The sequence below is a fragment of the Fodinisporobacter ferrooxydans genome, from assembly GCF_022818495.1.
GTDB classification, from domain to species: domain Bacteria; phylum Bacillota; class Bacilli; order Tumebacillales; family MYW30-H2; genus Fodinisporobacter; species Fodinisporobacter ferrooxydans.
Genome location: NZ_CP089291.1, coordinates 1658658 through 1672576, shown reverse-complemented (window position 1 = coordinate 1672576; position 13919 = coordinate 1658658). Strand labels below are relative to the sequence as shown.

Here is a 13919-nt window from a genome sequence, read left to right as displayed (position 1 = left end):
AAATTTTTAAAGAGGATGTTCAAAAAGTAGTCAAAACTCCACGGCGGATTGCTTTGTCGAATCCCAAAAAAGCTTACTCATGTACCAAACACGTACACTCCGTCGCCTTTTCGTGCTTCGACTTCGCACTCCTTGTGTCTTACTTAACCACTTTTTGAACACGCACTTAAAGGGATTCCAGTCGCTCTCGAAAGGTCTTTTTCCAACTTTCTGCAAGTACATCCAAATGAATCAATTGTAGTAATGCTTCCCGGTTGAATCGATCGTGAAACATAATATGATTTGTGAATGCTACCGTTATCCCTTCCGGATGTTTTTCCATTATGTTTATTCCTTTTTCAATGGAAATCATGCCAGGCTTGAGCACTCGCATATAAAACCCGCTGTATCCATTCATGCGAATTTGATCCACCATGTCGGGTATTTGAAAGCGTGTGGCCAGTTTGTAGCAAGGTTGACGAGGTTGGCTGATCTGAACAATCGCATCACCCAATTGGTATACATCACCGATGCATACACTTTCTTCTGTTATGTCCGCTGCTGTAAGATTTTCGCCAAAGGATGCAAATGGCAGCTTTCTCCCTAAGCGCTTCTCCCAATACGGATAATGATCGTAGGGATACAAACAAACGGCCTTATCTTTCCCGCCGTGGTTGACCAGATCTGCTTGCCTGTCCCCGGCTATATTGATCAAATCCAAAAAAACAGCCTTTGCGCCTACCGACTGTTTAAAAATCCCCGTCGCAATCTCTTGATCGGCATACACCATTGGCGCCGGAACTCCAACATTAATCGATTTGATCTGCATATTCGTCCCTCCTGGATTTTATATTGGATACATCTATGTATCGAATCTTTATACATCGCCCTTCAGTGTAAACAATTGTGCTCCATTTTCTTTCAGCCAATCTTTGTGTATACGATACTGTGGCATAAACTGCTCGACTATAGACCAAAACTGTTTGGAATGATTCATTTCGCGCAAATGGGCCAATTCATGTATGACTACGTAATCCAAAACATCCGGTGGAGCCATGATGAGCCGCCAATTAAAATTCAAATTTCGCAAAGAAGAGCAACTTCCCCAACGGGTCTTTTGATCTTTCAATGTAATCCGATTATAGGAAAGATTCATTCGTTTGCTAAGCAATCGAACTCTTTCCGGAATCAATTGTCTGGCATTTTGTTTGTACCATTCCAACAATACCCTGCGCACAAGTAATGGATGCGGTCTGTTTATATCTGGCAGCCAAATGATTCGAAGTTTGCCATCTTTGAATTCCATTGCTACATGGCCTTTTTTAGGAGAGGCCTGCCCATTCTGAGGACGTACGATCTGAATGATAAACGGTTTTCCCTGGTAGTAAAATCGGCTTTCCTTGGCCAATCCTTGTACGAGCGCAGAGGGAGATTCAATTGTCCAAGCACCATCCGATTCTTTCGGTCCTGCCTGACCCTTTGTTCGCTGATTCACATTGAGCTGCCCCTTACAATTATCTAGTATATATATATTGTCTCTGAATTTTTGTTTCTTGTCTATTTTCCACTTTTCTAATAGAGAGCTACAGAAGATACAGAAGATACAGAGGATACTCAAAAAGATTGAATCTGCTACTTTACGAGAATTTCTATTCTGCGATTCTGCATAACACAAAAAAATTCCACAAAATGTTCCCTTTTGTGGAATTGCCCCTCAAATGCATGTTCTCAAACTTATTTATGATCTAAAAATTTTTTAATCGTCTGATGCAATTGAAAAGCGGATTGTATCGTCTCGGGAGTAATTAACTCTCCTAAATTTTTTCTATTCTGTTGTTGTGGCAGTAACATTTGTTTCCGATCCGACTGTCGTTTTTGCGGACGATTTGGATTCATCGAGGAATAGGGATGCGATAAATATCGATCACTGGAATCATAGGAATCCATTCTGCGTCGAATTCCCTTATGAACCATTTTGGACATTTCCTGAAAGGATTCATGCTTCCAAATGTCTGCTAGATAAGAACCCATTTTCAAAAATGTATCAAATCTCACAGCCTACCACCTTCATCTCTTTCTGGCAGAAGTCTTATAAAACGATTGAGTATCCCGCGCTTTTGCCATTTTGAATGGTTTAAACAACGGATTTGTTTTGCTATTAGTGTATTCATTGGAAAATAATTTGTTTGGGACATGTGCCATGCAAAATTTTCTTCCTAATGATACATTTACGATTCTTTAGCTATCCTCTATTATTGAGTTAGTAAAAAGTTCGGAGGTTCGAAACAGTGGAAATTATAGATTTTCTTTGGATTATTTGCTTAGGTGCACTATGGGGCGGTTCATTTCTGTTCATGAGAATTGCTGCACCTGTCTTGGGCCCGATTGTTTTAATCGAGTTACGTGTGGTCATCGCAACGGCTGCGTTGGCATTTTTCGTTTGGAAAATTCGATCATGGAAAATCCCTTGGAAAACGATCCTGCATTTGATCGGAGTCGGTGCAATTAATGCTGCCATCCCCTTTGTTTTGATTGCTACAGCTGAATTGAAACTTTCATCCGGACTTTCATCGATTTTAAATGCGACTACCCCACTTTTTTCATTAGTCGTGTCAGCTATTGTATTGAATGAAAAAATCACGCCAAGTAAATTAGCGGGCATTATAGCAGGTATCGCAGGTGTGATCATTTTGACAAGCGTTGGTCCTGTCTCCTCAGATTCCTCATCTGCACATGGCAACGGTCTGTTTATCGCTGCATCCCTCGGTGCTGCTTTTTGTTATAGTATTGGCACCATTTATGCCAGACGTATTACAGCCGGCATGCATCCGATCACTGCTGCTTACGGTCAGCAATTAGGCGCTTCTATTTTCTTGCTTCCATTCAGTCTTGCATTTTTGCCGCAACATGCGCCTGGACAGTTGATTGTTTTTTCCACACTGGCACTAGCAATTGTGTGTACAGCGCTCGCGTATATCATTTATTTTCGCCTTTTGGCAAAAATCGGCGGGACGAAAACACTTACTGTTACATTTTTAGTCCCCGGTTTCGGAATTATCTGGGGCGCTGTTTTCTTACATGAAAAGATTGCGTGGAATGAAATTTTAGGGCTTTTTGTCATATTGATTGCAGTCGTTCTTGTAACGGGGATCCTGGAAAAACGAATTCCTCAACGAGAGAATACCGTATCTTGAAATGGACCAAAAATGGATGAAATCGTTTCGGTTAAAGTATTGCAGTTAAAATCCAAACATACTTTGTTCCGAACAATATAGAAAGGCACGGATAGTCATGCATTTTTAGAGTCGAATTATGAAAAATTCATCATATACGGAGGGATTTGCTTTGACGAATCAGCTAAAAGAAAGTGCACAACGGGTGCAAGACAAATTGTTAGAATTGGGATATTCAAATAAAGTTGTGGAATTACCGGACAGCGCGCGAACTGCCCAAGAAGCTGCAGAAGCTATCGGTTGTGAGGTTGCACAAATTGCTAAGTCGATTATTTTCCATCTCAAAAATTCAGACAAGCCGCTACTGGTTGTTGCTAGCGGGGTGAATCGTGTGAATGAGAAGCAAATTGCCAATCAGTTAAATGACAAACTTGGAAAAGCCGATGCAGATTTTGTACGTGAACGCACCGGGTTTGTAATTGGCGGGGTTGCGCCACTCGGGCATATAGAAACCATTTTGACAATAGTTGACGAAGACCTCTTTCAATTCAACACAATATGGGCTGCAGCAGGGCATCCCAAAGCAGTATTTGAATTAACACCAGATGAATTAGTCGGAATGACACACGGGCGAATTATGCCTATAAAATAAAGTTTTTGTTCGGTATGGCTGTTCAACTTTAACGGGAGGTTAATTTAAGGTCGTTTCAAAACCACCGAAGATTGCAATGGAAGTGGATAAAATGGAAACTTGCAGAGAAATGGTGATAAATGGTCTTGGATATACTATTTGGCCTGCGATTGTTCTAGAAGAGAATGACAACAGTTATGGTTGCGGGGACAGGACTTGAACCTGCGACCTTCGGGTTATGAGCCCGACGAGCTACCAACTGCTCCACCCCGCGATAATGGCGTGCCCTGAGAGATTCGAACTCCCGACCTTTTGATTCGTAGTCAAACGCTCTATCCAGCTGAGCTAAGGGCACATATATTTTTTTGAATACAACAAGCAAGAAAATGCGGGTGGAGGGACTTGAACCCCCACGGTCGCCCGCTGGAACCTAAATCCAGTGCGTCTGCCAATTCCGCCACACCCGCAAAACAAATAATAAAGCTGGCGGATGGAGAGGGATTTGAACCCTCGCGAGAATTTATATCCTCCTAACGGTTTAGCAAACCGCCCTCTTCGGCCACTTGAGTATCCATCCTTACTAGAGGCTATATGAAAAATTCCTTCATACACATTTTATATAATTGATATGCACTCTCAAAACCAGATGCGAATGCTATCGTATCCTTTGCGCACGTAAACCTTTTTGTTTAGGTTAAGTCCTCGACCGATTAGTATCTGTCAGCTCAATGTGTCGCCACACGTACACTCCAGACCTATCAACCATGTCTTCTTCATGGGGTCTTACCTAGCTTCCTAGTGGGAAATCTCATCTTGAAGCGGGCTTCGCGCTTAGATGCTTTCAGCGCTTATCCCGTCCCGACTTGGCTACTCAGCGATGCAGTTGGCACCACAACTGAGACACCAGCGGTCGGTCCATCCCGGTCCTCTCGTACTAAGGACAGCACTTCTCAAATTTCCTGCGCCCGCGGCAGATAGGGACCGAACTGTCTCACGACGTTCTGAACCCAGCTCGCGTACCGCTTTAATGGGCGAACAGCCCAACCCTTGGGACCGACTTCAGCCCCAGGATGCGATGAGCCGACATCGAGGTGCCAAACCTCCCCGTCGATGTGGACTCTTGGGGGAGATAAGCCTGTTATCCCCGGGGTAGCTTTTATCCGTTGAGCGACGGCCCTTCCACTCGGCACCGCCGGATCACTAAGCCCGACTTTCGTCCCTGCTCGACTTGTAAGTCTCGCAGTCAAGCTCCCTTTTGCCTTTGCACTCGCCGCGCGATTTCCAACCGCGCTGAGGGAACCCTTGGGCGCCTCCGTTACGCTTTGGGAGGCGACCGCCCCAGTCAAACTGCCCACCTGACACTGTCCTCACACCCGCTTCAGGGCGTCGAGTTAGAAGCCGGATACTTCAAGGGTGGTATCCCAAGATTGACTCCACCAAGGCTGGCGCCCTGGCTTCGCAGTCTCCCACCTATCCTGTACATGAAGTACCCAACTTCCATATCAAGCTACAGTCAAGCTCCACGGGGTCTTTCCGTCTAGCCGCGGGTAACCTGCATCTTCACAGGTACTACAATTTCACCGGGTCTCTCGTTGAGACAGCGCCCAAGTCGTTACGCCATTCGTGCGGGTCAGAACTTACCTGACAAGGAATTTCGCTACCTTAGGACCGTTATAGTTACGGCCGCCGTTTACTGGGGCTTCAATTCAGAGCTTCTCCCGCAAGGGATAACCCCTCCTCTTAACCTTCCAGCACCGGGCAGGCGTCAGCCCCTATACATCGCCTTTCGGCTTAGCAGAGACCTGTGTTTTTGCTAAACAGTCGCTTGGGCCTTTTCACTGCGGCTCTCTCAGGCATTCGTAAAGAACACCCTACCAGAGCGCCCCTTCTCCCGAAGTTACGGGGCCATTTTGCCGAGTTCCTTAACGAGAGTTTTCCCGCGCACCTGAGGATTCTCTCCTCGCCTACCTGTGTCGGTTTGCGGTACGGGCACCTGTCCCCTCGCTAGAAGCTTTTCTTGGCAGTGTGAAATCAGGGACTTCGCTACTACAATTTCGCTCGGCATCACAGCTTGACCGTATGGAAGACGGATTTGCCAATCTCCCAGCCTTGCTGCTTGCACGGCCATCCAACAGGCCGCTCACCCTATCCTCCTGCGTCACTCCCTCGCTAATTCTCCCACGAAAGTGACGGAACGCTTCGAAGCGTATTCCGATTACTTTCGCGGGGACCCATTCATTGATGTAAATCATAGATGGGAACGGTGACACGGTGGTACTGGAATTTCCACCAGTTGTCCATCGCCTACGCCTTTCGGCCTCGGCTTAGGTCCCGACTAACCCTGGGAGGACGAGCCTTCCCCAGGAACCCTTAGGCTTTCGGTGGACAGGATTCTCACCTGTCTTTTCGCTACTTATACCGGCATTCTCACTTCTCAGCCATCCACCAGACCTTCCGGTCTGACTTCCACTCGCTGAGAACGCTCCCCTACCACGTGCCGACAGGCACATCCATAGCTTCGGTGTCCGGTTTAGCCCCGTTACATTTTCCGCGCAGCGTCACTCGACCAGTGAGCTATTACGCACTCTTTCAATGGTGGCTGCTTCTAAGCCAACATCCTGGTTGTCTGTGCACCGCCACATCGTTTCCCACTTAACCGGAACTTGGGGACCTTAGCTGATGGTCTGGGCTGTTTCCCTTTTGACCACGGATCTTAGCACTCGTAGTCTGACTGCTGGAGATAAGGAAACGGCATTCGGAGTTTGACTGAGTTCGGTAACCTTGGACAGGCCCCTAGCCCAATCAGTGCTCTACCTCCATCCCTCTCGCTCCAACGCTAGCCCTAAAGCTATTTCGGGGAGAACCAGCTATCTCCGAGTTCGATTGGAATTTCTCCCCTACCCCCAGTTCATCCCCTGACTTTTCAACGTCAGTGGGTTCGGGCCTCCATTGCGTTTTACCGCAACTTCACCCTGACCAGGGGTAGATCACCCGGTTTCGGGTCGATGACCGCAAACTGCCGCCCTTTTCAGACGCGCTTTCGCTACGGCTCCAGCTTCTCGCTTTAACCTCGCTTGCGACCATCACTCGCCGGTTCATTCTACAAAAGGCACGCCGTCAGGCTAACCGGGGTCCCCGAAAAGTAATACTTTTTGGGGTGGTATGGCCCTCCGACTGATTGTAGGCACATGGTTTCAGGTTCTGTTTCACTCCCCTCCCGGGGTGCTTTTCACCTTTCCCTCACGGTACTGGTTCACTATCGGTTGCCAGGGTGTATTTAGCCTTAGGAGGTGGTCCTCCCGGATTCCCACGGGATTTCACGTGTCCCGCGGTACTTGGGGTTCGTCTCGAAGTCCATTTGGTTTCAGATACGGGATTGTCACCCTCTGCGATCGGCCGTTCCAGGCCGTTCTCCTACCCAATGGATTGATAACTTCGTATGAGACGCCCCGCAACCCCGCACATGCAAGCATGTGCGGTTTGGGCTATTCCCCGTTCGCTCGCCGCTACTTAGGGAATCACTGTTGTTTTCTTTTCCTCAGGGTACTTAGATGTTTCAGTTCCCCTGGTGTACCTTTCCGACCCTATGGATTCAGATCGGAATCCTGCGGTATGAACCGCAGGGGGTTGCCCCATTCGGAGATCCCCGGATCAACGCTTGCTTACAGCTCCCCGGGGCGTTTCGGCGTTCGCTCCGTCCTTCATCGGCACCTGGCACCTAGGCATCCACCATGCGCCCTTACTAACTTAACCTAGGCGACTCTATCTATCGGCTTCGAATTGCGTTGTCAGATCTTTCGTTCATCGTTCACATAATTCCATTATGCTCACTTCTTCACGAAATCTCTTCCTAGCACTTCTCGCCGCTAGCGAGTCGCAGTTTGGCGGCAAATGATTCTTTCCCTTTTCCAAACCTTGGCGACTCTACCTATCGGCTTCGAATTGCGTTGTCAGATCTTTCGTTCATCGTTCACATAATTCCATTATGCTCACTTCTTCACGAAATCTCTTCCTAGCACTTCTCGCCGCTAGCGAGTCGCAGTTTGGTGCTGCATGGAACATGCATACCAAATAAAAATCGTTAAGCGCTCGGGTAAAACATTTGATGAAATTGTGTACTGCTTGCGCAGTTACCACGCATTGTATTCATCCTGTATACGATAGAATTCGCTATCCAGTTTTCAAAGAACATCAAGAACAAAGAACATAAAAAAGCCATTCCATATTCACGCTTCCTTGCGGAAGCAGGAAATCCATCTTAATACGCTGCATCCGGCGATGCAACCATCAGATGTTTCCAGTTGAGGGAGGTTCCCTCAAAACTAACCAAGTGCAGGGCAATATTCGTGTAACACAAACACTCTTTTTCGCATCCCCATAAGGGACTTATATCCTTAGAAAGGAGGTGATCCAGCCGCACCTTCCGATACGGCTACCTTGTTACGACTTCACCCCAATCATCGACCCCACCTTCGGCGGCTGGCCCCAAATGGTTGCCCCACCGACTTCGGGTGTTGTCAACTCTCGTGGTGTGACGGGCGGTGTGTACAAGGCCCGGGAACGGATTCACCGCGGCATGCTGATCCGCGATTACTAGCAATTCCGGCTTCATGCAGGCGGGTTGCAGCCTGCAATCCGAACTGTGAACGGTTTTCAGGGGTTGGCTCCGCCTTGCGGCTTCGCATCCCGTTGTACCGCCCATTGTAGCACGTGTGTAGCCCAGGTCATAAGGGGCATGATGATTTGACGTCATCCCCGCCTTCCTCCGGCTTGTCGCCGGCAGTCACCTGTGAGTGCCCAACTGAATGCTGGCAACACAGATCAAGGGTTGCGCTCGTTGCGGGACTTAACCCAACATCTCACGACACGAGCTGACGACAACCATGCACCACCTGTCACCGCTGCCCCGAAGGGAAGGTGTATCGCTACACCGGTCAGCGGGATGTCAAGACCTGGTAAGGTTCTTCGCGTTGCTTCGAATTAAACCACATGCTCCACTGCTTGTGCGGGCCCCCGTCAATTCCTTTGAGTTTCAGTCTTGCGACCGTACTCCCCAGGCGGAGTGCTTAATGCGTTAGCTTCGGCACTGGAGGTGGTACCCTCCAACACCTAGCACTCATCGTTTACGGCGTGGACTACCAGGGTATCTAATCCTGTTTGCTCCCCACGCTTTCGCGCCTCAGCGTCAGCAATCGGCCAGTAAGGCGCCTTCGCCACTGGTGTTCCTCCACATCTCTACGCATTTCACCGCTACACGTGGAATTCCCCTTACCTCTCCGACGCTCAAGCACTCCCGTTTCCAAGGCCATCCCAGAGTTGAGCTCTGGACTTTCACCCCAGACGTGAAATGCCGCCTGCGCGCGCTTTACGCCCAGTGATTCCGGACAACGCTTGCCCCCTACGTATTACCGCGGCTGCTGGCACGTAGTTAGCCGGGGCTTCCTCCTCGGATACCGTCAACGCACGGGCATTTCCTCCCGTACGGGTTCGTCTCCGAAGACAGAGTTTTACAACCCGAAGGCCTTCATCACTCACGCGGCGTTGCTCCGTCAGGCTTGCGCCCATTGCGGAAGATTCCCTACTGCTGCCTCCCGTAGGAGTCTGGGCCGTGTCTCAGTCCCAGTGTGGCCGGTCACCCTCTCAGGTCGGCTACGCATCGTCGCCTTGGTGAGCCGTTACCCCACCAACTAGCTAATGCGCCGCGGGCCCATCGAATCGCGGTCCGAACGGACCTTTTCGTCTCCCTTCATGCGAAGGAAGAAACTATCCGGTATTAGCACCCGTTTCCGGGTGTTATCCCAAACGATTCGGCAGGTTGCCCACGTGTTACTCACCCGTCCGCCGCTAACGATGCAAAGCAAGCTTTGCATCGTCCGCGCGACTTGCATGTATTAGGCACGCCGCCAGCGTTCGTCCTGAGCCAGGATCAAACTCTCAAATGAACACTTAGTGCTTCAGCACTTCGTGTGAATTTACTCCGCAACCGAAGGTCGTTGGAGCTACCTATTCATTACTTGACCCTGTCAGAATCATTGCTGACTAATGACAGGAGTTACATAATAACTCCCTGCACTTGTTTAGTTTTCAAGGAACTTCATAAATCATTCCGACACAGCCAAAGCAGTGACGTTTTTATAATTTAACATATTCGAAAAATAAAATCAACGGATATTTTTTAACATGTTCTATTTCGCACATTTTATTACTTCTTCCATACAACCATAAACACCGTTAATTTTCATTTAGTATTCGCTTCTCTCAAAGCGACAGGTGCTATCTTAACACGACACACATTCTTATCACAACCTCTATTTCAAAACAAATTTCTTCAAAAATAAACGATTTTGCTGTCAATGATCTGTAGATATCACGTATACTCTTTCGTTCACACATACTTAATACACACAAATAGTATTGAATGAAGTAAGTTCCTGAATCCACGAGGATTGGTTTTCCGTTTTTTAAAGGATTTACACTGCATGTACTACCTAAATTATATATGCGGCCTCTATTCAATTTAATTTTTAATTTTTTTACTTGAGTCTTGCATTTTGGGCCGATTAGGCCGAAAAATGGGCACACGTATAGTGTGTTCGTAAAAACAGCAATTAGGCACTTAGTTTCAATTCGTCTAACACTTCGAAAAGAGGTCGTTGAGCTAGGGCTTGTTGATAGACGTAGGTAACGATTTGTCCGAAATATTCCTTTCGAATTCGACGTACTACGTCCCCTAACGTCATTGGATCCTGCTCAGTGGACCATTCGTTTCGTTGTAATTCAAGAAAATTGTAGACCAAGAATTGAATTGCCCAATAACGCTGAATGGCATAAAACGATTGCAATTGATATTGGTCAAAGCCTAGCATCTCCTTAAAATATCGATATCCGGTTTCAATATTCCAGCGCACTTGATAATACCGAAGGATGGTTTCGAGATCCAACGTTTGATCTGTGCAAAGGATACAAAACGGTGTTTTGCTTGAATCGAATTCCTTTTCCCAGGAGAGCAAGACTTTAACATTTTCAACGTCTGCCAGCGGGCCTTCATATTCATATACCCAGTACATGTTCTGATTCCCCACGGTAACAGAGTGGAGATCGGACTGGTGAATATAATTCGTTGCAAATTCAGCAATCTGAATTCGAATGCCCGCAGGGCGGATTTTGCGATTGGTTTTAACGGCAGCAATAATGTGAAACCCTTTTGCATTACATGCATCTATGATTTTCTTGCTGGTATACCAACTATCCATTAGAACATAAACCAACTCATCATCAGATGCTTCATAGCTTTGAATGAGTTCCAGAGCCAAATCATTTTTGCTCTTGAATGGAATTTGGTTGACATTACAGTATCCCTCACGAAAGTAGGGTCGGAAATCCCATGCGAAGGAATACCCTTCGCTAACAAGATGGGCGGTAACTAAACAATGGGACCACACACCTTTCCCTTCATCATGGGAAAAATGAAAATCAAGTGCTTCAATATGTTTGGTAGAAACATCTTTTTTACAGCTCGTATCATCGATGATCAAGAATACGATGGATCGGGTATCTCCCTTTTTAGAATGCTTACGCCTGATCTTTTCCAACAAAAACTGCATACGGCGTTTTTGCATTCGGTTTACACACCAAGGTGAGTGTTTCAAGAATTTCGTCATGCAACTGAGATGACGATAGGAATTCGTAGAGCTTCGAATTTGTGTAATGGTTTTACGCCCTTCACACAAAATAATTCCTTGCATGATGTGAAGGAGATGGTTCCGTTGTGGCGCTGTAAATTGCAATTGCATTGCCAAAATAAACTTGACGATAGCAGAATACAAAGTTACCATGAAAGTGGACATCTCCTCTTTTGGGATTATTTGTGTGGTAACTTATAATTTCCGCAAAAGATGACAGGTGTCCTTTATTATTTTTTCAATGCGACAAAGGTTCTAAAGATTTGACAGGCTTCGCCAAATTTCTACAGCAAAATTTTTGCAAGACTCAAGTTTTTTAATTATCAAGTATTTCTTTGGGGTGCTTGCATAAAGAAGTGAACCTTGGGGTAGGTGTTACACATGCAGTGCTAAGTTTATCGATCGTCTTGCGGCCGCTACGAATCAATCAAGAGCAAGACGATCGATGCCGGTTTGAGCGACCTGATATGTGTTCACGCATGCCCCCGGCACCTGGTAACTATCGTCACGGACTCAGGTAAGTTATTAAAAGTAAGTTGCAAAAAATAAGCACCCAAAATGGGTGCCTATCTTTTATCCACAGTATTGTTCAAATGCACGAATGAGATCACCGGCAACTGCATCAGTATCTCTGCCTTCAATTTGGTGCCGTTCCATCATATATACCAGTTTGCCGTCTTTTAACAAGGCCATAGACGGCGACGATGGCGGATATCCAACGAAATATGTTCTCGCTTCGGCTGTTGCTTCTTTATCCTGGCCTGCAAACACAGTTACCAAATGATCCGGGCGAATGGAGTGTTGAATCGCCTTAGCCACTCCAGGCCGTGCAATTCCGCCGGCGCAACCGCAAACGGAATTTACAAAAACCAACGTCGTCCCTTGAGCATTGTCGAGATTTGCTTTTACTTCATCAGCCGTCAACAACTCTTTAAAACCGACTTGCGTAAGCTCATCCCGCATTTGTTGGAACATTTGCCGATAAATATCAGATTCAAAAAATTGAATACTCATTTTGTATAAACCTCCTCTAGGCATAACAGCCCCTCTGTTCTTTCCATTATAAAGTTTCTTTTCATCTATGAGAAGTAAATCCCTTTATTAAATCAGTATGCCTAAACTATCCATTGAAATCCATGAAGTTCCTAATTTTCTCGGATCTTATTTTACTCAACTTTTGCATCTTGAAATAGAAATGTGATCTCCGATACAGTTAAGAAGCTGTTGCAAGGCAATTCCCAGCCCAAGGTGTTTGCCTCGTCGCTCAGCAAACACAAAACAATCCGCCAAGCGTCCGTTGATCGGTGCGCTTGCCACTATACATCTGTTAATCATGCAAGATGATCGGTACTGTTTGAGCGTCAGCATGTGTAATCATGCCCACCCCTGACACTCGGTACCTATATCAAGTGGCGCTTTTCAAGATCTTCAATGATTTCTGTCATCGAATCGACGCGTGGCGCCGGCTCTAAAAACTCTTCCGAAATTTTACCAATATTGATATGAATCCCTTGACCGCCAAGTTGAATGACCGGCAAAATTTCATTTATGAGATTATCTCCAATACTTAGAATTTTCGAATATCCAACATGAAATTGTTCAGATAATGATTGTACGATCTCTTTTGTTCGAACAGGTTTTCGGGCCCGAAAAATAAATTTTGCAAAATAGCTTTCCAATCCCAATTTTTGCAATATCACCCGACTGTCTATTTCCGGACTGTTCGTCATCAGTACTGTAATCCACCCATATTCCGATTGTAGCTTTTGAATGGTTTCCGCAAGTCTAGGTATTTGGGCTATACGAAATTCCGGCTTCATCATCAATTCACGAGTTGCGATAAATGCCTCGTGGCTCTTGTCTGCACCCAATCCATAATGTCTCGCAATCGCATTAGGAATCCACCATGAATCCCCGATCGAAAAAATACGTTCAAAATCAATCTGCCAACCTTCCCCGTAAACACGTTGCCATTCGGGTGTATCAACTGCATCTCCTTTCCAGTCGTATACTTCCTCAATCTCACCCGCCTTTTGAACAAAAATCCAATCCTTTTGTTGATCATACACTCTTCCAATTTGCAAAGGCAGTTTTCCATCTTTCGCTTGATTATAGTCATTTGAAAAGGAGGCTTGCAGATGCTCTGGCAGCCTATGTTTCAATTGTTCTGCATAATATTCAAAATGATCATCGTCCTCATATAATGTGCCATCCAAATCGAATATCACCAACTTAACCTTGCTATAATCAATAGCTGCCAATGAGCCCATATAAATCCCCCAATTCCCATCGTTATCTGCTGCAAATATACATGAATAGGGGATTCTATTCAATCACCCCAAAATCTTATTACTCACACCAGAATCCGTAACGCTTAAACCAATCTCATGTGCCTGATAATCCTTCACCGGATATCTCATATAGGGATGTTGCTGTTTCTTATCTTGGCCTTTT

8 protein-coding genes, 4 tRNA genes and 2 rRNA genes are annotated in these 13919 nt (G+C 46.2%); 2 read left to right on the top strand and 12 right to left on the bottom strand.

Annotated features, from left to right (window positions below; translation table 11 throughout):
* Window positions 1–166 precede the first annotated feature (166 nt).
* The 3 genes from LSG31_RS07940 to LSG31_RS07930 form a co-directional block, all read right to left on the bottom strand.
* Window positions 167–808 (bottom strand): MOSC domain-containing protein, encoded by a 642-nt coding sequence (locus LSG31_RS07940; protein WP_347438800.1) that lies wholly within the window; start codon window positions 806–808, stop codon window positions 167–169.
* Window positions 809–856: 48 nt separating this feature from the next.
* A complete protein-coding gene (locus LSG31_RS07935) occupies window positions 857–1474 on the bottom strand; it encodes a M48 family metallopeptidase (protein ID WP_347438799.1) in 618 nt (205 codons plus the stop codon).
* Window positions 1475–1713: 239 nt separating this feature from the next.
* On the bottom strand, window positions 1714–2034 hold the full coding sequence (locus LSG31_RS07930; protein WP_347438798.1) for a hypothetical protein: 321 nt from the start codon (window positions 2032–2034) through the stop codon (window positions 1714–1716).
* Window positions 2035–2267: 233 nt separating this feature from the next.
* Between LSG31_RS07930 and LSG31_RS07925 the strand changes: the two genes are divergently transcribed.
* Window positions 2268–3173, top strand: coding sequence for a DMT family transporter (locus tag LSG31_RS07925; protein WP_347438797.1), 906 nt, complete (start codon window positions 2268–2270; stop codon window positions 3171–3173).
* Window positions 3174–3324: 151 nt separating this feature from the next.
* Complete coding sequence (locus LSG31_RS07920) at window positions 3325–3804, top strand: YbaK/EbsC family protein (RefSeq protein WP_347438796.1); 480 nt, start codon at window positions 3325–3327, stop codon at window positions 3802–3804.
* Between the two features lie 177 nt (window positions 3805–3981).
* Here the strand turns inward: LSG31_RS07920 and LSG31_RS07910 are convergent.
* From LSG31_RS07910 to LSG31_RS07870, 9 genes are all read right to left on the bottom strand, one after another.
* Window positions 3982–4057 (bottom strand) — tRNA-Met (locus tag LSG31_RS07910).
* Window positions 4058–4061: 4 nt separating this feature from the next.
* Window positions 4062–4138 (bottom strand) — tRNA-Arg (locus LSG31_RS07905).
* A 32-nt stretch (window positions 4139–4170) separates the two neighbouring features.
* Window positions 4171–4250: transfer RNA gene (locus tag LSG31_RS07900), tRNA-Leu, on the bottom strand.
* A 17-nt stretch (window positions 4251–4267) separates the two neighbouring features.
* Window positions 4268–4360 (bottom strand) — tRNA-Ser (locus LSG31_RS07895).
* Between the two features lie 113 nt (window positions 4361–4473).
* Window positions 4474–7536 (bottom strand): 23S ribosomal RNA (locus tag LSG31_RS07890).
* 645 nt (window positions 7537–8181) lie between these two features.
* Window positions 8182–9725 (bottom strand): 16S ribosomal RNA (locus LSG31_RS07885).
* Together the 16S and 23S rRNA genes with 4 tRNA genes alongside form the textbook arrangement of a ribosomal RNA operon.
* Window positions 9726–10391: 666 nt before the next feature.
* Complete coding sequence (locus LSG31_RS07880) at window positions 10392–11618, bottom strand: IS701 family transposase (protein WP_347435742.1); 1227 nt, start codon at window positions 11616–11618, stop codon at window positions 10392–10394.
* 420 nt (window positions 11619–12038) lie between these two features.
* The gene (locus tag LSG31_RS07875) at window positions 12039–12479 is read right to left on the bottom strand and encodes a BrxA/BrxB family bacilliredoxin (protein WP_347438795.1); all 441 of its coding nucleotides are present in this window, start codon (window positions 12477–12479) and stop codon (window positions 12039–12041) included.
* Between the two features lie 386 nt (window positions 12480–12865).
* Window positions 12866–13735, bottom strand: a complete 870-nt coding sequence (locus tag LSG31_RS07870) for an HAD family hydrolase (protein ID WP_347438794.1) — start codon at window positions 13733–13735, stop codon at window positions 12866–12868.
* Between the last annotated feature and the right edge of the window lie 184 nt (window positions 13736–13919).